The organism is Rhodoluna sp. (assembly GCF_036721215.1).
Classification (GTDB): domain Bacteria; phylum Actinomycetota; class Actinomycetes; order Actinomycetales; family Microbacteriaceae; genus Rhodoluna.
In genome coordinates this window covers 197401-222926 of record NZ_DAIMLM010000002.1, presented here as the reverse complement: position 1 = coordinate 222926, position 25526 = coordinate 197401, and the positions used below count along the sequence as shown (strand labels likewise).

At 49.8% G+C, this 25526-nt stretch carries 24 protein-coding genes and 3 tRNA genes; 8 read left to right on the top strand and 19 right to left on the bottom strand.

What is annotated here, in order from left to right:
* Positions 1-29: 29 nt before the first annotated feature.
* Positions 30-1268, top strand: a complete 1239-nt coding sequence (locus tag AC9UCN_RS04380; protein WP_509524129.1) for a DUF349 domain-containing protein — start codon at positions 30-32, stop codon at positions 1266-1268.
* On the opposite strand, the gene AC9UCN_RS04375 is transcribed toward AC9UCN_RS04380, so the two are convergent.
* The 12 genes from AC9UCN_RS04375 to thrS form a co-directional block, all read right to left on the bottom strand.
* On the bottom strand, positions 1269-3500 hold the full coding sequence (locus AC9UCN_RS04375) for a RelA/SpoT family protein (protein WP_509524127.1): 2232 nt from the start codon (positions 3498-3500) through the stop codon (positions 1269-1271).
* Between the two features lie 47 nt (positions 3501-3547).
* Positions 3548-4498, bottom strand: coding sequence for a protein translocase subunit SecF (gene secF / locus AC9UCN_RS04370; RefSeq protein ID WP_509524125.1), 951 nt, complete (start codon positions 4496-4498; stop codon positions 3548-3550).
* Positions 4491-6230: a protein translocase subunit SecD gene (gene secD, locus AC9UCN_RS04365; RefSeq protein ID WP_509524122.1), complete on the bottom strand. Its 1740-nt coding sequence runs from the start codon at positions 6228-6230 to the stop codon at positions 4491-4493. Before secD ends, secF begins: the two co-directional genes overlap by 8 nt.
* Positions 6231-6245: 15 nt before the next feature.
* The gene (gene yajC / locus AC9UCN_RS04360; protein WP_509524119.1) at positions 6246-6575 is read right to left on the bottom strand and encodes a preprotein translocase subunit YajC; all 330 of its coding nucleotides are present in this window, start codon (positions 6573-6575) and stop codon (positions 6246-6248) included.
* 67 nt (positions 6576-6642) lie between these two features.
* Entirely contained in the window at positions 6643-7638 is a 996-nt protein-coding gene (gene ruvB / locus AC9UCN_RS04355) for a Holliday junction branch migration DNA helicase RuvB (protein WP_509524117.1), read from the bottom strand.
* Complete coding sequence (gene ruvA, locus AC9UCN_RS04350) at positions 7635-8210, bottom strand: Holliday junction branch migration protein RuvA (RefSeq protein WP_509524115.1); 576 nt, start codon at positions 8208-8210, stop codon at positions 7635-7637. The genes ruvB and ruvA overlap by 4 nt, the downstream gene beginning before the upstream one ends.
* 13 nt (positions 8211-8223) lie before the next feature.
* The gene (gene ruvC / locus AC9UCN_RS04345; RefSeq protein ID WP_509524112.1) at positions 8224-8778 is read right to left on the bottom strand and encodes a crossover junction endodeoxyribonuclease RuvC; all 555 of its coding nucleotides are present in this window, start codon (positions 8776-8778) and stop codon (positions 8224-8226) included.
* Between the two features lie 2 nt (positions 8779-8780).
* Positions 8781-9536, bottom strand: a complete 756-nt coding sequence (locus AC9UCN_RS04340) for a YebC/PmpR family DNA-binding transcriptional regulator (RefSeq protein ID WP_509524110.1) — start codon at positions 9534-9536, stop codon at positions 8781-8783.
* 41 nt (positions 9537-9577) lie between these two features.
* Complete coding sequence (pdxT, locus tag AC9UCN_RS04335) at positions 9578-10153, bottom strand: pyridoxal 5'-phosphate synthase glutaminase subunit PdxT (RefSeq protein WP_509524108.1); 576 nt, start codon at positions 10151-10153, stop codon at positions 9578-9580.
* Entirely contained in the window at positions 10154-11047 is an 894-nt protein-coding gene (pdxS, locus tag AC9UCN_RS04330) for a pyridoxal 5'-phosphate synthase lyase subunit PdxS (RefSeq protein WP_509524105.1), read from the bottom strand.
* A 30-nt stretch (positions 11048-11077) separates the two neighbouring features.
* Positions 11078-11605 (bottom strand): HIT family protein, encoded by a 528-nt coding sequence (locus AC9UCN_RS04325; RefSeq protein WP_509524103.1) that lies wholly within the window; start codon positions 11603-11605, stop codon positions 11078-11080.
* Positions 11606-13510: a threonine--tRNA ligase gene (thrS, locus tag AC9UCN_RS04320; RefSeq protein ID WP_509524549.1), complete on the bottom strand. Its 1905-nt coding sequence runs from the start codon at positions 13508-13510 to the stop codon at positions 11606-11608.
* 201 nt (positions 13511-13711) lie between these two features.
* On the opposite strand from thrS, the gene AC9UCN_RS04315 reads away from it, so the two are divergent.
* Positions 13712-14284, top strand: coding sequence for a VIT1/CCC1 transporter family protein (locus AC9UCN_RS04315; RefSeq protein ID WP_509524100.1), 573 nt, complete (start codon positions 13712-13714; stop codon positions 14282-14284).
* On the opposite strand, the gene mqo is transcribed toward AC9UCN_RS04315, so the two are convergent.
* The 5 genes from mqo to AC9UCN_RS04290 all read right to left on the bottom strand — a co-directional run bounded on the left by mqo (position 14281) and on the right by AC9UCN_RS04290 (position 17388).
* Positions 14281-15747, bottom strand: a complete 1467-nt coding sequence (mqo, locus tag AC9UCN_RS04310) for a malate dehydrogenase (quinone) (RefSeq protein WP_509524098.1) — start codon at positions 15745-15747, stop codon at positions 14281-14283. The genes AC9UCN_RS04315 and mqo overlap by 4 nt on opposite strands.
* A 35-nt stretch (positions 15748-15782) precedes the next feature.
* Positions 15783-15854, bottom strand: a tRNA-Val gene (locus AC9UCN_RS04305).
* A 10-nt stretch (positions 15855-15864) separates the two neighbouring features.
* Positions 15865-15935: transfer RNA gene (locus AC9UCN_RS04300), tRNA-Cys, on the bottom strand.
* 24 nt (positions 15936-15959) lie between these two features.
* Positions 15960-16031 (bottom strand) — tRNA-Gly (locus AC9UCN_RS04295).
* Between the two features lie 97 nt (positions 16032-16128).
* A complete protein-coding gene (locus AC9UCN_RS04290; protein WP_509524096.1) occupies positions 16129-17388 on the bottom strand; it encodes an ammonium transporter in 1260 nt (419 codons plus the stop codon).
* Between the two features lie 151 nt (positions 17389-17539).
* Between AC9UCN_RS04290 and nhaA the strand changes: the two genes are divergently transcribed.
* Entirely contained in the window at positions 17540-18703 is a 1164-nt protein-coding gene (nhaA, locus tag AC9UCN_RS04285; RefSeq protein ID WP_509524094.1) for a Na+/H+ antiporter NhaA, read from the top strand.
* Here nhaA and zapE read toward each other — a convergent pair.
* Positions 18666-19688, bottom strand: a complete 1023-nt coding sequence (gene zapE, locus AC9UCN_RS04280) for a cell division protein ZapE (protein WP_509524092.1) — start codon at positions 19686-19688, stop codon at positions 18666-18668. The two genes, nhaA and zapE, sit on opposite strands and share 38 nt — an antisense overlap.
* A gap of 48 nt (positions 19689-19736) precedes the next feature.
* Here zapE and AC9UCN_RS04275 point away from each other — a divergent pair, with 48 nt between their 5' ends.
* From AC9UCN_RS04275 to AC9UCN_RS04255, 5 genes are read left to right on the top strand one after another with little or no spacing between them, the layout of a single operon-like run.
* The gene (locus tag AC9UCN_RS04275; protein ID WP_509524090.1) at positions 19737-20639 is read left to right on the top strand and encodes a sulfurtransferase; all 903 of its coding nucleotides are present in this window, start codon (positions 19737-19739) and stop codon (positions 20637-20639) included.
* A complete protein-coding gene (locus AC9UCN_RS04270; protein ID WP_509524088.1) occupies positions 20640-21071 on the top strand; it encodes a SufE family protein in 432 nt (143 codons plus the stop codon).
* Positions 21068-21718 (top strand): dihydrofolate reductase family protein, encoded by a 651-nt coding sequence (locus tag AC9UCN_RS04265; protein WP_509524086.1) that lies wholly within the window; start codon positions 21068-21070, stop codon positions 21716-21718. Before AC9UCN_RS04270 ends, AC9UCN_RS04265 begins: the two co-directional genes overlap by 4 nt.
* Positions 21719-21766: 48 nt before the next feature.
* Positions 21767-22336: a DUF3000 domain-containing protein gene (locus AC9UCN_RS04260; RefSeq protein ID WP_509524084.1), complete on the top strand. Its 570-nt coding sequence runs from the start codon at positions 21767-21769 to the stop codon at positions 22334-22336.
* Position 22337: 1 nt separating this feature from the next.
* The gene (locus AC9UCN_RS04255; RefSeq protein ID WP_509524081.1) at positions 22338-23621 is read left to right on the top strand and encodes an HRDC domain-containing protein; all 1284 of its coding nucleotides are present in this window, start codon (positions 22338-22340) and stop codon (positions 23619-23621) included.
* Here AC9UCN_RS04255 and dxs read toward each other — a convergent pair.
* On the bottom strand, positions 23572-25512 hold the full coding sequence (gene dxs / locus AC9UCN_RS04250) for a 1-deoxy-D-xylulose-5-phosphate synthase (protein ID WP_509524079.1): 1941 nt from the start codon (positions 25510-25512) through the stop codon (positions 23572-23574). The genes AC9UCN_RS04255 and dxs overlap by 50 nt on opposite strands.
* Positions 25513-25526: the final 14 nt, after the last annotated feature.

Genomic DNA, 25526 nt, shown 5'->3' with positions numbered 1-25526 from the left:
ACTTACCACTAGCCCGCAGGAGCAAACCGGTGACACAAACAGTAAACAGCCATGGTCGAGTAGACGAAGATAACAACGTCTACGTTTTCGACAATGGTTCGGAGCGCAAGGTTGGTCAGTATCCAGGTGTCTCCATGGAGGAAGCCCTGGCTTACTTCGAGCGAAAGTTTGCCGAGCTAGAAGGCAATGTAAGAATTCTCGAGCAGCGTGTTAAAAGTAAAGCCGACGCAGCCAGCATCTCTAAAGCCGCTCAGAAACTATCCTCGGATCTAGCCGAACCTGCCGCAGTGGGAAACATTCAGGAACTGCGAGAACGGGTAGCTAGCATCACTCCAAGCATCGAGCAGATGAAAAAAGACAAGAGTGAAGCTTCCGAGAAAGCTGCTGCTGAGACACTTGCGAACAGACGAGACATTGCCGCTAAAGCTCAGGCGCTTGCCGACAAGGACCCGAAAAAGACACAGTGGAAAGCCGCTTCTGCACAGATGAACGATTTGTTCGAGAAGTGGCAGCAATCCCAAAAGAACGCGCCAAAAATCTCGCGCAAGGACTCGGAGCCGATCTGGAAGAGCTTCTCGCAGGCTAGAACCAAGTTTGAATCCAACAAGCGCGCATTCTTCTCTGCTCTATCTGCCGAAAGCAAGACTGTTCGAGCCAAAAAGATAGCTCTCGTCGCGCAAGCCGAAGCACTGGTTGCCAAAGGTGCTGACTCAGCGGCCGATTATCGCAAACTTTTGGATCAGTGGAAGCTAGCGGGCCGTTCTCAAGGAACACAGGATGATCAACTCTGGGACAGGTTCAAAGCAGCCGGAGACAGTATCTATGCGGTTCGCAAGGAGGTTATCGCTAAAGAATCGGTTGAATTCAAGGCGAACTATGAAGCCAAACTGCTACTTATTGCCGAAGCGGAGAAGCTTGACCCAGTAGCAAACCTGGCAGAGGCTAAGAAGCAGCTGCTCCTGATTCAAACTCGCTATGAGCAAGCCGGGAAGGTACCAAAGGACAAGATTCGCGAGACCGATGACCGCATGCGTGCGGTTGAAAAGAAAATTAAGGACGCGGAACAAGAAAATTGGCGTAAATCCGATCCTGCTGCAATTGAGCGAACTAGCGGGGTTCTTTCTCAGCTGGAGCAGTCGATTGCGAAACTAGAGAAGGAATTGCAAACCGCCGAACTAGCAGGCAATAGCTCCAAGATTCAAGAAGCTAAAGACGCACTAGAGGCAAGAAGAAGCTGGCTGACAGTAGTCAAGCAAAACCAGAACTAACTACTGCGAGACTCGATACACGTCGTAAACCGCTTCAATTCGCTTGACAGCGGCAAGCAAATGATCCAACGCAGCGGGGTCACCCATCTCAAACACAAATCTACTGAGCGCTACCCGGTCTGTTCTGGTTGATACCGAAGCAGACAAAATGTTGACATGGTGCTCACTTAGAACCCTTGTGACATCACTTAGTAGTCCAGAGCGATCAAGTGCTTCAACTTGGATTTGGACTAAGAACATTCGCTTTGAAGATGGTGCCCAAGAAACGTCAACCAGTCGCTCTGTCTCAAGCTTTAGAGCCGTTGCGTTTTTGCAATCATCCCGATGAACTGAAACTCCACTACCACGGGTGACAAATCCCATAATCTTGTCACCTGGAACCGGCGTGCAGCATCGAGCAAGCTTGACCATCACATCGCCATCGCCCTTGACCAAGACACCGGAGTCGCCCTCATTTATCCTTCGCGGGGATTTGGTTGCAACTGGCAACTCGAATTCTGTATCGCTTTCTTGTTCGGAACTAGAGCTGACCGTGAGGCGATCGATAATCGATTGAGCAGATAGCTGACCTTCGCCAAGAGCGGCATACAAAGCACTTACGTCCTGTAAACCTAGGTCGCCGACAAGCTTGGCGAGCGAGTCCGAAGACATTAGCTGCTGCAATGGAAGTCCAAGCTTGCGCATAGCCTTGGTGAGATTTTCCTTGCCTAGCTCAATTGCATCCTCGCGCCGTTCCTGAGAAAAGTGATGTTTGATCTTTGCGCGGGCTCGTGGTGAGGCGACAAAGTTCAGCCAGTCCTTTGACGGCGATGCATCTAATGACTTAGAAGTCAGCACCTCAACTACGTCACCAGAATTTAGAGTGCTATCTAAAGGGCTGATTCGACCATTCACCTTCGCACCGATAGTCCTATCCCCGACTTCGGTATGCACGGCGTACGCAAAGTCAACTGCTGTTGCTCCGGAGGGCAAACCGATGACTTTACCCTTTGGCGTAAAGACATAGACCTCTTTGGCTCCGATTTCAAACCTGAGCGCGTCTAGGAACTCCCCCGGATCTTGAGTTTCGGCCTGCCAGTCGGATAGGTGCTTGAGCCAAACCAAATCGTCCTGTGTTGTAGCTTGCGACTTTCCAGCCTGCTCTTTATACATCCAGTGCGCGGCAACTCCGTACTGTGCACGCTGATCCATCTCAGCGGTTCTTATTTGAATCTCAACGGCCCGTCCCTCGGGACCGATGACTGTCGTATGAAGTGACTGATAAAGATTAAACTTGGGCATTGCAATGTAGTCCTTGAAACGTCCTGGAACTGGATTCCACCTGGCGTGAATAGCACCGAGCACTGCGTAGCAATCTCTAACTGATTGAACTAAAACGCGAATGCCAACCAGATCGTAAATCTCATCGAATTCACGACCTCGAACCACCATCTTTTGGTAAATGCTGTAGTACTGCTTAGGTCTTCCGGCAACCTTGCCTTTGACCTTTTCAGCCTTCAGATCTGCCTCGATTGCACCAATCACTTCTTCCAAGTACTGCTCGCGCATAGGAGTCCGTTGGGTGACGAGGTTTACTATCTCCTCATAAACCTTCGGGTACAAAATCTCAAAGGATAAATCTTCTAATTCGAGCTTGACCGTGCTAATACCTAAACGGTGAGCCAAAGGAGCGTAAATTTCGAGGGTTTCCTGCGCTTTACGCTTAGCAGACTCTTCGGGTACGAACTTCCAAGTTCTAGCGTTGTGTAATCTATCGGCAAGTTTGATCACCAAAACCCTAATGTCCTTGGACATTGCAACAACCATCTTGCGAACTGTCTCTGCTTGGGCGCTATCTCCAAACTTGATCTTGTCCAGTTTTGTGACTCCGTCAACTAGCATGGCTACCTCATCGCCGAAATCGCCCCTTAGTTTTTCCAGAGAATAGGGAGTGTCTTCTACGGTGTCATGAAGTAATGCCGCGGCAATGGTGGTTGCGCCAATTCCAAGATCGGCAAGAATCTGGGCCACCGCAACTGGGTGAGAAATGTACGGTTCACCCGATTTTCTAAGCTGCTCCGAATGCGCTTTCTCAGCGGCGACGAATGCCTTCTCCACCAAGCCAACATCGGCCTTGGGGTGATTGGTTTTGAGGGACTTTATTACCTGCTGGAGCTCTTGGGTATAAGAGGGCTGCTTGGAGAAAATGCGCGGCAGACGCGACCTGATTGAACTGGAGTCTAAATCAGTCATGCTCTTGCCCTTCCAGGCTCAAGCCTACTCTTGCGAAGGGAATAGCTCTATTTTTTTGTTTTGAATCTAGGTTCGTTCTCTCGCAGGTGAACATATACCGGAGAAGCTATAAAGATTGAAGAGTACGTGCCAACAATCATTCCGATGAAAAGCGAGAGAGCAATGTCCCGCAGGGTTCCAACCCCGAGCAGGATTGCACCTATAAGCAAAATCGATCCGATTGGAAGAACTGCGACCACTGAGGTGTTAATGGATCGAACCAAGGTTTGATTTACAGCCAAGTTCACCTGAGAAGCGAAAGTTTTTGTCTCGGAGAACTCGACATCCAATGTGTTTTCGCGCACCTTGTCAAAAACCACGACAGTGTCATAGAGGGAATATCCGAGAATTGTAAGGAATCCAATTACAGCTGCTGGGGTCACCTCAAAACCCACTAGGCCATAGATTCCAATTGTGATTACAACATCGTGCGCCAGGGCTATTAGTGCAGCCACTGACATTTTAACGGTTCTGAAGTAAAGTGCCATAAAAAGTGAAACCAAGAGAAGGAACACAATCAATCCAGTGAGGGCTTTTGATGTAACATCAGCACCCCAGTTTGCGCCGATAAACGAGGAAGTTACGGAACCCGAACTCAACCCATAAGCACTAGCTAGAGCGATTCGAATCTCTTCAGTGGTGACGTCGTCGAGCTGCTCAGTTTGAACCCTTATCGAATCCTCTCCAACTGTGGTGACCACAGGTTGACTAGTGGGTTCCACTGATTGAACAGCGTCTCTAGCTACCTGCTGGGAACTAGAGCTAACTCCATCAATTCGAAACTCGCTACCTCCTCGAAACTCAATTCCGAAGTTGAAGCCACCACGGGCAATCGGAGCAACGATTGAGATTACAACCATCAGCGCAGCTATCGTGTACCACAATTTTCGACGACCTACGATGTTGAAAGAAACACGGCCACTGTAGAGATCGTTTCCAAGTTCACGGAATTTAGACACCCTTACCCCCTGAATTGTTGGCTTCTTCAATCGCGGCTTGCGCCTTACGTTCTGCAATTGTTTGTCTCTTCATGGCCTCATTTGAAACTCGAAGGATTTTACCTTGATTCAAAGTAGGGTCCATTCTGAATTGACCACGTCCAACATAACCCGCGGCCTTCAAAGCTTTGGAATCAAAACCCGACCAAGGATGACCTGAACTGAAGAACTTTGTTCGAGCCATAAGCTTCATGAGTGGATAGGTAAACATGGTCACCACAAATAGGTCGATGATTGTTGTAAGGCCAAGCGTGAAAGCAAAGCCTCTCACGTTTCCAACAGTTAAGAGGAAAAGAGTTGCAGCCGCTAGAAAGCTCACCGCATCCGATGCAAGGATAGTTCTTATTGAACGCTTCCATGCGTTTTCAACAGCGACCTCAATATTTCTTCCTTCACGAATTTCATCTCGAATACGCTCAAAGTAAACAATGAACGAATCAACCGTGACACCAAGCGAAACAATAAGCCCTGCTACACCAGCCATGGATAATCGATAGCCTTGCCTCCAGGACAAGAAAGCAATCACTAGGTAAACAAGAATTCCAAAAACAATAAGTGAACCGATCGTCACGATTGCCAGGCCACGGTATTGGAAAGCGGAGTAGATGACTACGAGGACTAAACCAATAACACCGGCAATAACCCCACTGACTAACTGATCTTGGCCTAGAGTCGCGGATATGTTCTCCTGGCTCTGAACCTCGAAGCCAATTGGTAGAGATCCGTATTTCAGCTGATCAGCAAGAACTTTAGAAGAATCGCGATCGAAGCTACCCGTGATCTGAGCTGAGCCGTTTGTAATAACAGCTTGGGTGGTAGGCGCAGTGATCACAAATCCATCAAGGGTGATTGCGAATTGGTTCCTCGGTTGCTCAAGTGGGAACAATCTCTGAGTCACTGTCGAGAAACCCACGGTGCCGACTTCATCGAACTCAAGGTTCACAGCCCAGGTGTTAGTCGAAGCACCAGTAGATGATGTGACCGTTCCATTTGATGCGTCCGAGATGTTTGCTCCATCGACTTCAACAGGACCAAGAATGAACTTCGAGAATCCGTTAACGTCACAGGTAACCAAAGGAACAGTTGGATCATCGATCTGGCCAGGCTCTCTAAACACAGATGCACAATCTAGATCATCAAATTCTTTTTGGATTTCTGGTGTGATCCAATTCAAATCACTGCCGTCAGTTGGCACAGCGGATGGTGCTTCTGCTGCTGGTGTTTCATCTGGGGCAGGAGTCTCTGTTGCGTCTGGGTCAGGAGTCTCCGAACCATCAACCGCGGCAGTTGGTGTGCCGGCACTAGTAACCAGAACAGGTCGAAACTCCAATTTTGCGGATGCCTTGATTAGGGCAAGAGTGTTCTCGTCAGGGATACCTGGGATGGAAACGATGATGTTTGTGTCACCCTGTGTGGTCACCTGAGATTCGCTAACACCACTGGCGTCAACACGCTGGCGAATAATAGAAACAGCTTGATCCAATTGTTCGGTCGTAACAGCTTGGCCATCAAGCAAGAGCGGAGAAAGAATAATCTGAGTTCCGCCCTGAAGATCAAGGGCCAACTTAGGGGTGAAGCTAGCGTTCTCATCGGTAGTTGAACCGAAGCCGATAAGTCCAGCGAGTCCGAAAATGATTACTAGTAACCAAATCAGGGATTTGCGTGCCGACTTTACGGTGCTGCTAGCTGCCAACTCTTTACTCCCCTATTACTTTCCAGAATCGGCTTTAGGGGCCTTTGGCTTTTTTGCAGTTGAACTAGAAGACTTGGAAGCAGCTGCGGCCTTCGGCGCTTGCTCTATCCTGCTTACTGCCCCGATTGCAACAGTCAGCTTCTGGCCCGGAGCGGTTTCGAGTTCGACTCGATCTTCTTTGACGCTCAAAATCTTTCCGAAAATGCCACTGGTTAGCATCACTGCCGCACCCTTCACCACTTCGGAGCGAAGCTTTTCAGCAGCTTTCTTACGGTTACGTCCAGAGATAAAGATCCAAACGCCCAAGAAAGTCAGGGCAAGGAAGAAAAATAAGGTGTCCGACATGAGGGCCTAACGTCAAAAAACGCGCTTTTGCGCGTCCCTAATTATAACTTAACCCTCAGTAGGCCAGCTAACTCGATTCACTGGCACCCAGGTGCCGATAGGCCAAAGAGGTCGCTTGGCGACCCTTGCTGGTCCTTTGAATCAGGCCTTCTCGAAGGAGGTAGGGTTCAACAACCGATTCGATAGTGTCAGGCTCTTCCCCAATCGCCACAGCAAGAGTGGATAGCCCAACAGGCTTGCCTTGGAACTTTACGATCAACGCCTCAAGTATCTGCTTGTCCAATCGATCCAAACCGAGAGAATCTACTTCGTAAAGCTCAAGTGCCTTTGTCGCCACATCGGCCGTAATTACACCGGCGCCATCAACCAATGCAAAATCGCGAACCCTGCGAAGAAGCCGGTTGGCTACTCTTGGGGTGCCTCTGGATCGAGACGCAATTAACTCGATAGCCTCAGTCTCTGCTGCAAGCGCTAACTGCTTAGCTGCGCGAACCAGCACGGTAGCTAAATCCTCGTTGCCGTAAAACTCAAGGTTGGCGGTGTAGCCAAAACGGTCACGCAGTGGATTCGGCAACATCCCAGACCTAGTCGTTGCACCAACCAGAGTAAATGGTTCCAAATCGAGAGAAATAGAAGATGCACCAACACCTTTTCCAACCATCACGTCTACCCGAAAATCTTCCATCGCCAGATATAGCAATTCCTCTGCAGGTCTGGCCATTCTATGAATCTCATCAATGAACAAAACCTCGCCAGCGGAAAGCGAGGAGAGAATTGCCGCAAGGTCCCCCGCGTGCTGGATGGTAGGGCCGCTTGTGATGCGAAAACCCGATCCAATTTCAGAAGCGACAATCATGGCCAGCGTGGTTTTACCTAGGCCTGGAGGGCCAGCAAGCAAGATGTGATCTGGTGCGCGATTTTGTAAAGACGCTGCTTTTAGAAGTAGACCCAGTTGCTTCGAGACATTGTCTTGGCCAACAAACTCCGCAAGAGTTGTTGGCCTTAATGCAGACTCAAATGCCAAATCACTTTCTGAAAGAGCTGGGCTCAAGATGTCGTTCACTTAGAGCCCGCCTTCGCAAGATGCTGAAGTGCAAGCTTCAATATATCTTGGTCCGACATGTTCGGACTGGAAACCTTGCGGACCGTGATTGTCGCTTCTTTCTCGCTATAGCCAAGTCCTATAAGTGCTTCCACGCTTGCTCTAGCTGTTCCAGTGATAAGCGTGCTAGAGCCACCAGAAATCTTTCCAGCCAATGAGAGGGTTATTAACTTCGCAGTCTTTACTCCCACCCCGGATACTGACCTGAAAACCGCATCGGATTCGCTGGCAACCGCGTCGGCGATCTCCGCTACGGACAGTGAAGTCAGAATAGAAAGTGCTAATTTCGGACCGACGCCGTTTACGGATCTAAGAAGATCGAAAGTCTCAAGCTCCATAGCGTCCAGAAATCCATAGAGAGTGAGTGAATCTTCGCGGACCACAAGCACCGTGTGGAGAGTCGCGTTCTGGCCGATAGTCATTGTTGATGCGATTCGATTGGTGGTGTGCACGAGCAGCCCGACACCGCCAACTTCTAGGGTGACCGCGCCAAGCGTGCTTGCTAACACTTTTCCTGACACTGAGGCAATCACGAACTTAGCCTAACTAGCGATTGGATTTGCCTCTTGCTGATTTCACTGCGGAGTGCCACTTCTGTTGTGCCTTGGTGTAGCTAGCGGAGCTATTGGATCCTCTGTAGCCCTGACAGATGGCGATAGCTAGAGCATCCGCGGCGTCTGCTGGCTTGGGGACCTCATCGAGACCGAGAAGCTTCGCAACCATCGCACCCACTTGCACTTTTCCCGCACGACCAGACCCAGTGACCGCAGCTTTGACCTCAGTCGGAGTATGCATAGCCATTGGAATCTTGTACTTGTGAGCCAAGAAGATCGCCACCCCGGCGACTTGGGCAGTCCCCATCACCGATGACAGATTTTGTTGCGAAAAGACTCGTTCAATTGCAATCACATCGGGCTTGAACTTGGAAATCAAAGTCTCGAGCTCGGTTCCAATCGCACCAATTCTTGTGTCGAGCTCGGCGGTTTTCAGCGACTGAATCACTCCCACGTAAACCAATGTGGTCTTACGAGACTTGCCAAGATCAATCACACCAACACCGCAGCGAGTAAGGCCGGGGTCAACTCCCAGGATTCTGGTCACGCTTAGGCTTCTAGCTCCGCTAGCACTTCTGGGGACATGTCGAAGTTTGAATAAACGCTTTGCACTTCATCGGAGTCTTCTAGTGCGTCAATCAATTTGATAACTGTGCGCGCAGTATCAACGTCTACTTGAATTGAAGCAGCGGGAACGAACTCAACGTCAGCGCTTTCATAATCCAGACCAGCGTTCTGTAATGCTGAACGAACTGAAACCATTGCCGAAGGATCGGTTGTTAGAACAAAACTTGACTCTCTGGTTTCTATGTCTTCGAGACCGTGCTCCAAACCGGCCTCGAGGATCTGATCTTCGCTCACTGAATCCGAGCGCTCGATGGTGATTACACCCTTACGGCTAAACAGATATGACACGCTTCCAGGGTCAGCCATGGTTCCGCCGTTCCTGCTGATAGCTAATCGAACATCAGCTGCGGCGCGATTCTTATTGTCGGTCAAACACTCGATTAAAATCGCAATTCCATTTGGACCATATCCTTCGTAGAAAATGGTCTGATACTCAACTGAATCCGCATCCTGACCAGATCCTCGCTTGATAGCACGCTCGATGTTGTCGTTAGGTAGCGAACTCTTGCGCCCTTTTTGAACAGCGTCATACAGCGTTGGGTTTCCGTCTAGGTCGGGGCCACCGATTCGAGTAGCGACTTCAATGTTTTTGATCAGCTTGGCAAAAAGTTTGGCGCGACGAGAGTCGATGATCGCTTTTTTGTGCTTGGTGGTGGCCCACTTGGAATGACCTGACATTTTGCTCCTTGAATACTTTCGCTATGAATTCTAAAACAGAACTATTGGGGTGAACTTGCCATCTTCAAAAAGTACTCGTGGACAAAGGTTTCACCGGTTATCTCGGGGTGAAACGATGTTGCCAACATGTTTTGTTGCCTCACGGCAACCACTCTCCCGTCGCTAAGTTTCGAGAGGACCTGGACGGCCTCCCCCACTCTCTCAACGATTGGAGCCCTGATGAAAGCGACATTCAGATTAGTCCCATCAAAGTCGATGACTTCCTCAAATGAATCAAGCTGTGACCCAAACGCATTTCTGCGAACAGAAATGTTCATCAACCCCAAACTTTGCTGACCAGAAGCGCTATCCAAAACTTCGTTTGCCAATGTGATCATGCCTGCGCAAGTTCCGAAAATTGCTTTGCCTGATTGCACAAATTCGAGAACTGGCTCCCGCAGCGAGAAAATGTCCATCAGTTTCGAAATTGTTGTAGATTCTCCACCTGGAAGAATCAAGCCCGACAGATTCTCGAGGTCTGCGCTCTTGCGAACCTCTACTGTTTCACAAGCTAGTTTGGTGAGCGTTTCAATGTGCTCTCTAACGTCACCTTGAAGAGCTAGTACTCCGATACGCAATTACCAACCGCGCTCCGAAAGTCGATGAGGTGCGGGAAGGTCTTTCACGTTTATACCAACCATTGCTTCGCCGAGACCTCTTGAAGCTTCTGCTATCACTGCAGGGTCATTGAATGCGGCAACAGCCTTAACTATTGCAGCGGCACGCTTAGCAGGTTCGCCCGATTTGAAAACTCCCGAACCAACGAACACTCCGTCAGCACCAAGTTGCATCATCATGGCAGCGTCGGCTGGAGTGGCAACACCACCGGCAACAAACAAAACCACAGGGAGCTTCTTGGTTCTTGCTACTTCCCTAACTAAGTCGTAAGGGGCCTGAAGCTCCTTGGCTGCAACGTAAAGCTCATCCTCTGTCTTTGAAGCAAGAACGTTAATCTCGCCAAGGATAGTTCTGATGTGCTTGGTTGCTTCCGACACGTCTCCGGTACCTGCCTCGCCCTTCGAACGAATCATTGCGGCACCTTCGGTAATTCTTCTGAGGGCTTCTCCCAAGTTGGTTGCGCCACAGACAAACGGAATATCAAATTTCCACTTGTCGATGTGGTTTACATAGTCCGCTGGGGAAAGCACCTCGGACTCATCGATGTAGTCAACTTTCAAGGACTCCAGAACCTGGGCTTCAACAAAATGACCGATTCGTGCTTTAGCCATAACTGGGATTGAAACAGTTGCAATAATCTGCTCAATAAGATCTGGGTCGCTCATTCTTGCGACACCACCCTGGGCGCGAATGTCGGCTGGAACGCGCTCCAGAGCCATGACTGCTACAGCACCAGCATCTTCGGCAATTTTTGCCTGTTCAGCATTAACAACATCCATGATCACGCCACCTTTTAGCATTTCTGCTAGGCCGCGCTTAACTAGGGGTGTTGATTCATTTTTTGAAGGGTTCATTTAGATATTCTAACCCGCCAAAATGGCCATTTAGTTATCCAGCCAGGCCTTTTGGATCTCGGCTCGTACTTCACCCAGCAGCCTTGGTATCGCCTTGGTTTGAGCGATTATTGGGAAGAAGTTGGAGTCATTACTCCAACGTGGAACGATGTGCTGGTGCAAGTGTTCGGCTATCCCCGCCCCGGCAAGCTCGCCCTGGTTCATGCCCAAATTGAAGCCCTGAGCCCTGGAGACTTTCCGAAGAACTTGCATTCCACGCTTACTAAGAGCAGCCATCTCTGCAGCTTCCTCAAGAGTTGTGTCCTCATAAGAAGCAACGTGGCGATAGGTACACACAAGCATGTGACCCGAGTTATAGGGAAACAAATTCATAAGAACGAAGCAGGTATCTCCTCTGAAAACAATGAGTCCATCCTCGTCAGAACCTTTTGGTGCTAGGCAAAAAGGACACTCGTCTTTCTTGGGTTGCTGTCCATTTTGGATGTAAACCAAGCGATGCGGAGTCCAAAGCCTTTGATAGTTATCTGGTACTCCTGGAAGAAACTCCGGTCCGGTCAACTAAACCTGCTTCTTAGACTCAATAGCTTCAAGAATCAGAGCAACAGCTTTATCGACGGCTACCCCGTTCACCTGTTCACCTGATCGGTAACGGAAGCTAACGGAGTTTGACTGCTGATCCTCCGCACCCGCGATTAACTGGAACGGGATCTTGTCCTTGGTGTGATTGCGAATCTTCTTCTGCATCCGATCATCGCCTAGGTCAATCTCTGCTCTAACCCCGTGAGATTTAAGTTTTCCTATAACGTAAGAAAGATATGGGGCAAATTCATCGGCGACCGGAATTCCCATCACCTGGACCGGAGCTAGCCATGGTGGGAAGTGTCCGGCATAGTGCTCGGTAAGCACAGCAAAGAATCTCTCGATCGACCCAAAAAGGGCTCGGTGAATCATTACCGGTCTCTTTTTTAGACCGTCACTAGCGGTGTATTCGATCTCGAATCGATCGGGCAAGTTAAAGTCCAACTGAATTGTTGACATCTGCCAGGTTCTGCCGATTGCATCGCGGGCCTGAACAGAAATCTTTGGACCATAAAAAGCGGCTCCTCCTGGATCTGGAACGAGCTCCAAACCTGAATCAGTGGCAACCTTGGCCAAAGTGGACGTTGCTTTTTCCCAGAGCTGATCATCGCCGACAAACTTGTCATTGTCTGGATCACGAGTAGATAACTCAAGATAGAAATCGGTAAGCCCGTAGTCGCGAAGTAGATCCAGCACAAAATTCAATACCGACGTTAGCTCTGATTCCATGTCCTCTAAGGTCACGAACAGGTGAGCGTCGTCTTGAGTCATGCCGCGCACTCTGGTTAGACCATGAACAACGCCTGATTTTTCATATCTGTAAACCGAGCCAAATTCGAACATTCGAAGCGGAAGATCTCGGTAGGAGCGAGCCTGGGATTTGTAAATCAGAATGTGGAAAGGGCAGTTCATCGGCTTCAGGTAATAGTCCTGGCCTTGCTTGCGAATAACTCCATTGTCATCGAGCTCTTCATCAAGCTTCATTGGGGGGAACATGCCTTCTGAATACCAAGCCAAGTGACCAGAAGTTTCGAAGAGGTTGGATTTAGTAATGTGAGGCGAATAAACAAAGTCATATCCGGCTTGCTCGTGACGCTGTCTCGAGTAATCCTCCATCACGCGACGTATAGTTCCACCTTTGGGATGGAAAACCGCCAAGCCTGATCCGATTTCCTCAGGGAAAGAGAAAAGATCTAGCTCTTGACCCAAACGTCGATGATCTCTTTTGGCAGCTTCTTCCATTCGCTCCAAATGAGCTTTTAGTTCGTCCTTAGAGGCCCAAGCGGTTCCGTAAATTCTTTGTAGCTGCTTGTTCTTTTCATTGCCTCGCCAATAAGCCGCGGCTAGCCTAGTGAGGCTAAAGCCATTGCCAATCATGCGAGTGTTTGGCAAGTGAGGACCGCGGCATAGATCCTTCCAAATAGTTTCACCCGATTTTGAATCGGTGTTGTGATAAATCGTTAGCTCCCCTGCTCCCACTTCCGCAGCACCTTCAGATAGATCACTAGAGCCTTTGAGTGAAACCAGTTCAAGTTTGTAAGGCTCATCGGACAATTGCGTGCGGGCCTCCTCCTCGCTTACAACCTTTCGAACAATGCGCTGACCCGAGCGAATAATTCGCTCCATCTCTTTTTCGATACCTTTTAGATCTTCCGGGGTAAAAGCCTCGGCAACATCAAAGTCATAGTAGAAGCCATCAACAATAGGTGGGCCAATTCCCAATTTGGCCTTGGGGTTGATGCTTTGAACGGCTTGCGCCAGCACATGAGCGGTTGAGTGTCTAAGAATGCTCAGTCCGTCTGGGGAAGAAATAGTAACGGCCTCAACCAAGTCGCCTTCTGAAACGATGTGCGCCAGATCCCTTAGATCACCAGAAACGCGCATCGCAACAACGGCCTTATCGGCAAACAGCTCAAAGCCTGTGGTGCCAGGCTTTACCTGCTGCTTTACGCCATCCACAGCGATGGATATCTGTTGTTCCAAGTGAATCTTCCAATCTGGCCTTTGACTATGGTCAATCCTAACCAGCTAGGAGCATTGGTCTTGGTAACATTGCGAGTCTAGATAAGCCTTGGAAGAAGCAAAATGGAAACCTCTCAGCCTCACGTAATCACGCTCGAACTTGCAAAGAAGCTCAATTGGCTGCGAGCTGCGGTTCTTGGAGCGAATGATGGAATCGTATCTACGGCGGGCCTCGTGATGGGTGTGGCTGGAGCAACAACCGATAATGGTGCGATTTTGATTGCCGGTGTTGCAGCACTGGTAGCGGGATCAATCTCCATGGCAGGAGGCGAATACGCGTCAGTCAGCGCACAACGAGACAGCGAGATTGCCTCAAGAATAAAGCACGAGGGAAGCCCGCGAAAGTTTGCAAAAGACGAGCACGTCTCTCCGATGTCAGCCGCTGTTGCGTCATTCATCTCGTTCGCACTTGGTTCCGTACTACCGATCGTTGCCATCACTGGACCCTGGACCGAGTATCGCGAAGCAGCAACGATAGTTTCAGTGGTAATCTCGCTTGCAATCACAGGATATGTTGCCGCAATTATCGGAGGAGCCAAGCCGCTTCGCCCAGTACTTCGGAATGTGGCTGTTTCGTTAGTGACGATGGCAGCAGCTTATGGAGTGGGAATGCTCCTTGGCGTTGCGGTGGCCTAGGCCTTCAGCTTTAGAGTCTTTGCCGTCGCGCTCAATGATTCACGAGCTTTTGATGGGTCATCATTTAGCTTCAAACCGTAGCTTGGCACCGAGTTTGCAATACCCTTCATCCAGGCGTTCTGAGATTCCGGGAACATTCTTGTCGCAACATCAAGCATCACCCGAGTCGCAACCGACGCACCAGGTGAGGCTCCAAGTAAACCAGCAATCGATCCATCGCCCGAGCTAATGACCTCGGTTCCAAACTGAAGCACCCCTAGCCCGTTCACTGGCTTTATAACTTGGGCTCTTTGTCCAGCTTCGTAAAGCTGCCAATCTTCCGCCTTCGCGTTTGGAACAAACTCTCTAAGGCTTTCAAGCTTTTGTTTTGAGGATTTGAAAATCTCTTTGACCAAGTAGATAACCAAAGGAAAGTTCTTTAGAGCCACGGACAGGTAAGAAACTATGTTTCCAAAACGAATTGAGGCTGGAAGATCAAGCCATGAGCCGTTTTTGAGGAACTTCAGGTTCAAACCAGCAAAGGGTCCAAATAGTAAAGAGGTCTTACCGTCAATAACTCTGGTGTCAAGGTGAGGAACAGACATGGGTGGCGCGCCAACCGCTGCTTGTGAATAGACCTTTGCCTGATGCCTTGCAACCAGTTTAGGATTTTCGGTCTTAAAGAAGTGTCCACTGACTGGAAATGTTCCATAGCCATTGATCTCTTTGATCTTTGCTTTCTGCAAAAGCTTCAGAGCCCATCCCCCGGCACCTACAAACACCCGCGGCGAGCTGAATTCAAATTTGGAGTCAGTGTTTTTCCCTGCAACTTGCCACAAACCGTTGTTGCGATAAAGTGAGCGAACTTCGTGACTGGTTAGCACTTCGACATCTTTGGTTTTCAGCCAGGCAAAAAGTTGCTCGGTCAGCGCACCGTAGTCGACATCTGTACCTTGCTCGATTCTGGTCGCGGCAATTTCAGATGACGGACGGCCCTCGATCATGATTGGTGCCCACTTAGCAATCTTTTCAAAGTCTTTGGAGAACTCAATTCCGGCAAACAGAGGTTGGTCTTTTAGGGCTTTGAATCGACGCTCGAGGTAGCTAACGTCCTTAGCGCCCTGAACAAATGTCATGTGCGGAACTGAATGAATGAATGTTTCTGGCTCACCAAGGACACCATCTTTAACCAAGCTTGACCAGAATTCCCTGGACTCCTGGAATTGCTGGTTTATGGATATTGCTTTTTCTGCAGATGGAAGATTACCACTTGGGTCATCTGGCATGTAGTTGAGTTCGCAAAGTGCTGCGTGTCCCGTGCCTGCGTTGTTCCAAGCGTTTGATGATTCCATGGAGACTTTGTCTAGGCGCTCCAAAACAATCATTTCTAGATCTGGATTTGCCTGACGAAGTAACACGGCCAAAGTGGCGCTCATGATTCCGCCACCCACGAGGATCAAGTCGTACTGCCTAGTTGTTGGCACTTACTTTCCTTCTTTGAAACCTCGATACATTCTCGTGGGCGATACTGGGTTCGAACCAGTGACCTCTTCCGTGTCAGGGAAGCGCGCTACCACTGCGCCAATCGCCCGGGTAATTCGAGGTGAAGACGGGATTCGAACCCGTGTAGACGGCTTTGCAGGCCGCTGCCTAGCCTCTCGGCCACTCCACCGATGCGTAGCTCATGGCCACTGCGAGCGGATGACGAGATTCGAACTCGCGACCCTCACCTTGGCAAGGTGATGCTCTACCACTGAGCCACATCCGCGTGCAACCTAGGTTGCTTGGCTACTCTAACCCAAATCTAAGCTAGCTGCCAGTAGCCCCGATGCGAGCCTTGACTCTAAAGGGCACGCATCAACTAGCTAGTTCTGGCGGTCGCTTCCAAACGAATAAGCCTCTTCACCATGGACTGAAGTGTCTATTCCGGCTAGCTCTGCATCGGCTTGGACCCGGAAGCCCATCGTTTTCTCGATTGCGAATCCAATGGCGAGGGCCATCACGAAACTGTAGCCAAAGACTGCGGCTGCACCTATTGTTTGAGCAATCAGTTGATCAAAGCCGAATCCAAAGAACAATCCAACATCAACGCCAACCAAACCAATAAACAGTGTTCCAATGACACCTCCGACTAAATGGATTCCCACAACGTCAAGCGAATCATCGAAGCCGAATCTAAACTTCAAATCAACTGCCAGAGCGCAAAGCGATCCAGCAACCAAGCCCAGCACTATTGCCCAAACCGGATCAATCGAAGCACAGGCCGGGGTGATTGCAACCAAGCCGGCAATCGCACCAGAGGCGGCTCCAATCGATGTTCCTTTACCGTGACGAATTTTCTCGATTGAAATCCAGCCGAGCATCGCCGCTGCTGGGGCGGCAATGGTGTTGATAACAACTAGTGACGCAATACCGTCTGCTGCCAACTGCGATCCGGCATTAAAGCCAAACCAACCAAACCAAAGCAGTGAGGCGCCAATCAGGGTCAGCGGAACGTTGTGAGGCTGCGTTATCCCCCTAGAAAAACCAAAGCGCTTTCCCAAAACAATGGCTAGCGCCAAAGCTGCAGCACCGGCGTTTATGTGAACAGCAGTTCCGCCAGCAAAATCAATCGCGCCCAGCTTGTCTACAATCCAGCCCCCGTCATCTTCAGGAGAGAAGTTAAATACCCAGCCAGCAACTGGGAAATAGACCAATGTTGCCCAAAGACCCGCGAACACCATCCAAGCTCCAAACTTTGCTCGGTCGGCAATCGCACCCGAAATCAGGGCGACTGTAATGATTGCAAACGTTGCCTGGAAGCTAACGAATGCAAGTTCCGGAAAAGCGCCAACCGGGTTGGCTGATTCTGCAACTTGAGCACTGAGTCCAAGCGAGCTGGTGTCGATTCCTATGATGTGTGGAATACCTATCCAGCCAGTGTCCCCAACATCTGCAAAGGTAATCGCGTAACCATAGAGCACCCATAAAACGGATATCAGAGCAAGTGAGCCGAAAGAGAGCATGATCATGCTCACCACTGATTTTGCCTTCACGAGCCCGCCATAGAAGAAAGCAAGTCCTGGAGTCATTAATAGAACTAATGCAGCTGAGAACAGAACGAATGCGGTATTTCCTTGATCCACTGGGAGCCTTTCTCGAAAGAGCGTGAGTGCAAACTATTAGCTAGATGATGGAGGCATAAGGTTTCAAATAGTTGCATATTGGATTTCCAGAATGTTTCGAACTTCAATCTCGGATGAACATCTTGTTTCGTAAATACGGTATTTTTGAGCTATGAAATCCGAACGCAACGCTGCCATGATCATGATGACAGCAGCGATGCTTGGGCTAGTTTTAGCAAACTCCCCTTTCGGCGGGCCGCTTCTTGACCTAATCGCCGCCACGCTAAATCTGGAACCAATCGGCATCAAGATCACCGTCGGGCACATCATTTCTGACCTTTTTCTGGCTGTGTTCTTCTTCGCCGCGGGGTTGGAGCTCAAGTACGAGCTTAAAAGTGGAGCCCTGTCCTCTCCCAAGAAAGCCATGGTTCCCGTTATTGCGGCCTCGGCGGGAGTCATCGTTCCTTCGGCGATCTACGCTTATCTAAACTGGGGCACCGATGGGATCATCGGGTGGCCCATCCCGGCCGCGACTGACATCGCATTTGCCCTTGGAGTTCTCGCGATTTTTGGAAGAGGCATGCCTCCCGCAGCGCGCATTTTTCTTCTAGCGTTGGCAATTTTTGATGACCTCATTGCGATTAGCATCATTGCGGTTTTCTACACCACAAAGCTGGAACCAGCCTGGCTGGTAGCTAGCGCAGTGGTTGCTACTGCTTTTAGGTTTGCAGAGACTTCAAAGTTTGCAAACAAGTGGCTTGTAAGGGCGATCTTTGGATCAGTCCTTTGGTACACGATCTATCAAAGCGGCGTTCACGCAACAGTTGCCGGTGTGATCTTAGGAATCTTGATTCCCGCTGTCAGAGCACACACTGTAATGAACAAGGTTCAACCAGCAACTAATTTCTTCATTCTTCCAATCTTTGCATTCACGGCAGTTGCTGTTGTAATGCCGACAATGGCTGGCGATTCGCAACCGGTTTTCTTTGGAATCTTCTTTGGTCTTGCCGTTGGTAAAGTCGTTGGAATTTCTATAGCTGCGGTTATCGCAAACAGGCTTCTAGCACCAAAAGATCGTCTTCCATTAACAGTGCTTGATTTCATCCCGCTAGGTCTTTTGGCTGGAATTGGGTTCACGGTTTCACTTCTGATTGCGCATCTGGCATTCATTGATGATCGAGAGCTCTATGCTCAGGCAACTCTTGGTGTTTTGCTTGGCTCGTTTGTTGCAATGTCGCTGGGTGGAGCGGCCTTGTGGTTTCGAGGCAGATGGCACCTATCGAAAAAGAAAAAGAAAGCTAAGCCAGCTCGGTCAAAGACCCGATCCGCGAAATAGCCCTAAGGTACTTTTTTCGGTAACCGCCGGCAATGTGCTCATCAGAGAACACTTCTGTTAAACCAATGCCGGTTGAAGCAATCGCAATCCTTGACTCATAAAGCCTGTCTACGAATGAAACGAATCTAAGCGCAGCGGACTGGTCCGTTAGCTTGTGGGCGGAAGTCAAAATCAAAACGTCGATTGACTCGATTAGCTTTAGAAACTTTGAAGGATGAACCTTAGCTAGGTGCTGAAGCAATTTGGAAAAGTCGTCACGAGATACGTTTTTACCCGTGGCAAGTGAGTCTGTGGCCAGTTTCTCCATCTCTGAATCAGACAAGGCAGCGGTGTGGCCATCGATTGGCCGATGGCGATAATCATCGCCATCAACGCTCACAATTTGGAATCTGTCGGCCATGGCAGATATTTCCCTAGCAAAATCCCTTGCCGCAAATCTTCCCTCCCCCAGTGCATTTGGCGGGGTGTTAGAGGTGGCGGCAAATCTAATTCCTTTGGCCCCTAGTTCTGAAAGCAACCTGGACATCAACATAGTGTCGCCTGGGTCATCAAGCTCAAACTCATCAATGCAAATTAATTGATACTGGCTCAGGTGCTTTAGTGCATCTGCGAAACCTAGTAATCCAATGAGGCTGGTGTAGGCAAGGAAGCTTCCAAAGGCTTTCTTCCCGGTGAACTCATGCCAGATTGCTGCAAGCAAATGAGTCTTACCAACACCGAAACCGCCATCAAGGTAAATGCCCGAGTAGGTAGGGGCTTTCCCCTTCGAGAACAGTGACTTTATAACCCCTGGCTTTACGAAAGCCCTGGCTGAGCCAAGAGCCAGTGCCTGAGATGGGAAGCTCGAATTTGGAAGATAGTTATCGAAGCGGGCCTTGGTAAACTCTCTTGGAGGAACAAGCTGGTCTAGAACCTCCCCAAGAGTGGGGTTGGGCTGGATTTCAACCAGGGAACAAATTGTTCCTGAATTGGTTGACAATAGCACCGCCTACATGTGGATCAGTTGAATCCCCAATTCTACAAGGAGATAACTTTGCCAATCGACATTGACAGTTCCGACAAGTTTAGACAGTACGCAGACCCATCGGCTCTTGTGAGCACCAAGTGGCTAGAAGAGAACCTTGGAAAGCCTGGACTTGTATTACTTGAGTCCGACGAGGACGTCTTGCTTTACCAAACCGGACACATCCCAACTGCCCTAAAAATCGACTGGCACACCGACCTCAACGATCAAGTTACCCGCGATTACATCGACGGAGCGGGCTTTTCTAGGGTCTTTTCAAGACTTGGAATCAACCGTGAAGACACCATCGTTTTGTATGGAGACAAAAGTAACTGGTGGGCAGCCTACGCCCTTTGGGTGTTCAAGCTTTTTGGCCATGAAGACGTTCGACTTCTGGATGGCGGAAGAGACAAGTGGATTGCTGAAGGTAGGGAGCTAACTAAAGATGAGCCGAAGCCAACGCCTTCTAACTATCCGATTATCGAAAGAGATGATAAGAAACTACGCGCTTTCCGCGACGATGTTGTTTCACACTTTGGGAAACCACTAATTGACGTTCGTTCCCCAGAAGAATATGCCGGTGATCGCCTCACTGCTCCTGGCTACCCTGATGAGGGAGCCACTCGCGCAGGACATATCCCTACCGCAGCGTCTGTGCCGTGGTCTAAAGCTTGCAACGAAGATCAGAGCTTCAAAGATCTTGCTGGATTAGAAGAGGTTTACCTCAAGGGTGCCAAGCTAGCGGGTCACTCAGATGTAATCGCCTATTGCAGAATCGGCGAGCGTTCATCCCACACCTGGTTTGTGTTGAAGTACCTTCTTGGCATTGAAACCGTTAGAAACTACGACGGCTCTTGGAGCGAGTGGGGTTCTCTAGTTCGGGCACCCATAGCTTTGGGTAGCGAACCTGGCCCGGTACCTCAGCTGGTCTAATTGGCAACACTTGAACTTCCCGAAACCCTGATTGAGGACTTCGCCTCAATCAGAGAGCCTGAACGACTGGATTTGTTGCTGGAGTTCTCAGAAGCACTACCTGAATTGCCAGCTCGATACGCCGATCATCCAGAACTTCTCGAAAGAGTTGAAGAGTGTCAATCCCCTATTTATTTGTTTGTGGAGATTGACCAAGACAATCTGACGAGGCTGTTTTTTAGTGCACCTCCGGAAGCTCCGACGACCAGAGGATTCGCCAGCATACTTTTTAGCGTCATTGATGGACTGAGCGTGCAAGAGGCGCTTGATTTCGATATTGATTTTCCATCGAAGCTATCGCTACAGAAGGTCGTGTCTCCCCTAAGGCTTCGTGGAATGATTGGAATACTTTCGCGCATCAAGCGTCAGTTAAGGGAAAAATCCATTCAATGATTGCAGCGCTTTCCGGGCTCGCGCTTTCTAATCAAGTCTCAACTGTAGAAGAGCTGGCAAAAAGCTACGGTAGCTGGGACGGCATCCGCACTAACCATGTGATTAGTTCAACTGGAAGCTTTTTCGACGAATCAGGATCATCCAGGGGTCTATCAACCAGGGAAGATCTCGAGCTGCTATTGGCGCTTCGAAAGCAAGCCGATCTTGTGATTGTGGATGCGGCAACAGCGCGTAACGAGCAATACAAGAAACTCTCTTCGTCGCATCTGGCGATTGTTTCGGCATCGGGAAACTTCAAGTCGATTCCAGCTGCTAACGCCTCTTCCGGGGCCACACTTTTTAGCCCCAGCAATGCAAGTCATGACGATTCCAAGCTCGAACACGTCGAAATTGATCCATCCGAGCCCTTTGTTGCGCTCTTGGACTGGGCTAGGCGAATGAACATGAGAGCTCTTCTTCTTGAGGCGGGGCCGACCTTGACAAAGGTGTGCTTCGCAACCACTGAAGTGGCACAATCTGCCATCACCGTCACTCCTAAGCTCTCACCCGGATCACTAACGCCACAATGGAATCCATTTAGCGACTCAGGATCTCTGGTGTCTCTCGCAGAATCCGAGGATGCGACATTTACCCTCTGGGCCTACTAACGGCGTGGCTGGAGCCTAAATTCAAGACAGGCTCTTAAGCTGGAAAAAATGCTTGAGATCGCGGATGTGACCAATACGGCTGCTGATTTTCAGCTAGCTGTCATGTCGTTGCGCCAAGCGGATATTCGATCTGATCTAAACGTCACAGAGATTCCTTCTCCAGACAAGCTAGCTAAACACTCGCTTGCTCTAGCCGCCCACGTTGGAGCGCAGTCACACGCTGCCCAAGCTGATGCGGGAACTGGAAGATTCGTGCTTCTTAACTCCGACACCCCGCAAGAGGGGTGGGGTGGAAACTTTCGAATTATCTGCTTCGCAAAGTCCCCTCTAGAAACCGACATAGGTCAGGATGAGCTGATCACCGACGTCTGCTGGGCCTGGTTAGAAGACTCGTTGAAAGCCCGCGGCGCCGGATACACCCTCCAGGCAGGCACCATCACCAGAATTATCTCGCAGGGATATGGGGCGATGTCCGGTCAGAGCGATCACGCCGAGCTCGAGCTAAGAGCATCATGGTCGCCCACTGATTCGAATTTTTCAGCCCATCTCGAAGCATGGCAGGACCTATTATGCATGATGTCTGGATTGCCTCCAGAATCAGGAATAAGCAGAATCTAATTTGACTGCTACAGAGTCAAGCCCGCTCGAAGCTGAACCCGTATCACTTGAAACACTTGCAGCACCTAGATCCAAATTCCACCTTGTTACAAATCCCAAAGAGCTCGCTGTTTCAATTGACCACCTTGCAAGCACACCCGGTCCAGTCGCAGTTGATGCCGAAAGAGCGTCGGGTTTCAAGTACTCGCAGCGAGCGTATTTAGTTCAGCTAAAAACCGAGCACTCCGACATATTCTTGATTGACCCAACAACCGATTCTTCATTGGTTGATTCTCATGAATTTTCTCAACTTCGCGAGTTTCTTTCCGACCGTGAGTGGATACTCCACGCAGCTACTCAGGACATACCTTGCCTCGAAGAGCTGGGCTTACACCCCAAATCAATTTTCGATACCGAGCTAGCAGGAAGGCTGACTGGCCAACCACGGGTTGGCCTTGGCTCTTTGGTTGAATCGCTGCTCCAAATCGGGCTTGCCAAAGAGCACTCTGCCGCCGATTGGAGCACCAGGCCGCTACCAGAGAGCTGGTTAAACTACGCAGCACTCGATGTTGAGCTACTGCATCAACTTCGAACAAGCCTGCAACAGCTGCTTGAAGCTCAAGGTAAATCCGAATGGGCTAACCAGGAGTTTGAAAACCTGCTGTCATTCAAGCCAAAGCCAGCTAAACAAGATCGCTGGCGTGGAATATCCGGTCTTTCAAAAGTTTCTGACCAGCTTTCTTTGGAGGTAGCGAGGCAACTTTGGTTGGGACGTGAAGAGCTCGCCATCAAGCTGGATGTATCTCCCGGAAGGTTGATTCCTGACGCTTCGATCTTGGCTGTCGCCATTGCTAAACCAAATACAAGACCAGAGCTAGCTTCGCTTCGAAGCTTTAATGGGCGAGCTTCCAGAAGCTATCTGGATCTTTGGTGGGACGCGCTTCAATCAGCGCTCAAGGCAACGGTTCTACCGCCTGTTAGAGCAGAAAGAACAGAAGGTATTCCAAATCACCGCAACTGGGCGGCCAAGTATCCAGAGGCTGATCGGCGTTTGCGTCACGCTAAGAATGCTTTAACTCAAATTAGCGAGATAGCAAATGTCCCCTTGGAGAACCTTCTCACTCCAGATTTCTTAAGGCAGATTTGTTTTGCGCCTCCAGAACCAGCAACGCTTGAGAGCGTGAGTCTGACTCTGACGGGATTTGGTGCAAGAAGGTGGCAGGTTGATCTAACCGCTAATGCGATTACGGATTCAATTACTCGGCTAGACGAGCCTGATCAGAAACCACAGAGTCCTCAGGAATAGCTCTAGCGTGTGGGACGCGTGCTCCAAGAACCTGTGCAACAATCTCGCGGGATATGTCCTGAGCGTTTAAGCCAACGCGATCTAGAATTTCATCTCTGGAAGCATGCTCCAGAAACTCATCAGGTAATCCGATTTCACTGAGTGCAGTATCAACCTGAGCCGCGCGAAGGTCCTGACGAACGCGGGTTCCAATTCCACCAACTCGGATTCCATCTTCGATTGTCACCACCAACCTGTGCTTGCTCGCAAGTGAAACAACAGATTCAGGGACTGGAATGACCCAACGAGGATCAATAACCGTCGCGCCGATTCCTTGATCGGCAAGCATCTTGGCTACCTGTAGTCCCATGTGAGCCATAGAGCCAACAGTCAGAATCAGCACGTCCTTTGCCGGGCTTTCCATGAGCACGTCGACGCCGTCAGCTAGTCGCCTAACGGCCTCGATCTCGGAAGAAACAGAGCCCTTCGGGAATCGAATAACAGTCGGCGCATCGGATACCTCGATAGCTTCATTCAATTCCTCAACAAGTCGTTTTCCATCTCGAGGTGAAGCAATTCTGATTCCCGGAACAATTTGCAGCATGGCCAGATCCCACATACCGTGATGGCTAGCGCCATCAGGTCCTGTCACACCGGCGCGGTCAAGTACGAAGGTGACTCCTGCCTTGTGAAGAGCAACATCCATCAAGACCTGGTCAAAAGCGCGTCCCATAAAAGTCGCATACACGGCAACAACTGGATGCAGTCCACCAAAGGCCATACCAGCCGCTGAGGTAACTGCGTGCTGCTCGGCGATTCCAACATCGAACACGCGCTCTGGATACTTATCGGCAAATTTGTGTAGCCCAACCGGAATAAGCATCGCTGCCGTGATGCCAATTACATTTGGCTTGTTCTTGGCAATCTCGACCATTTCATCGGCGAAGACACCAGTCCAGCTCTGCTTGCCCGAGTCGCCAACAGATTTACCGGTGTCTGGATCAATTTGACCAACTGCGTGGAATTGATCCGCCTCATCGCTGACGGCTGGTTCGTAACCCTTACCTTTTTGGGTAATGGCGTGAACGATAACTGGATTGGCATATTTCTTTGCCTGCTTGAGAGCCTCTTCCATCGCGTTCATGTCGTGGCCATTTACTGGACCGATGTACTTCAAATCTAGATTTGGAAAGATTCCTTTTGGTGCAAATGTTCCAAGAAGGCCTTTAGCCGCGCCGCGCAAAGTGGAGTAAGCCATTTTTCCTGGCATACCAAATTTGTAAAACACCTTACGGCTGAGTCTGTAGAGCCTGCGATAGATACGCTCGGTTCGGATTCCATTTAGGTACCTCGCCAAACCACCAATAGTTGGAGCGTAGGATCTACCATTGTCGTTAACAACAATCACAAGCTTGCGGTCGTTATCATCGCTAATGTTATTCAGAGCTTCCCAGGTCATTCCTCCGGTAAGTGCGCCATCTCCAACAACAACAACCACGTACCGGTCATCTTGCTTGGTTAGGCGATAGGCCTTGGCGATTCCATCACCCCAGGAGATTGAAGAAGAAGCGTGTGAGCTCTCGACGATGTCGTGAATCGACTCCGAGCGTTGCGGGTAGCCAGCAAGGCCTTCCTTAGAACGCAAGTTGTCAAAGTTTTTTCTTCCAGTAAGCAGCTTGTGAACATATGACTGATGGCCGGTATCAAAGATGATGCTGTCTTTGGGAGAATCAAAAACACGGTGAATGGCCAAGGTTGTTTCAACTACGCCAAGGTTTGGACCTAGGTGTCCGCCGGTTTTTGCAACCTTGGAGATCAGGAATTCGCGAATGTCCTGGGCAAGCTCGATGACCTCAGCGTCTTTTAGACCCTTTAGGTCCTCTGGTCCGTTGACTCTATCTAGGATGCTCATTCGAAGGCTAACTT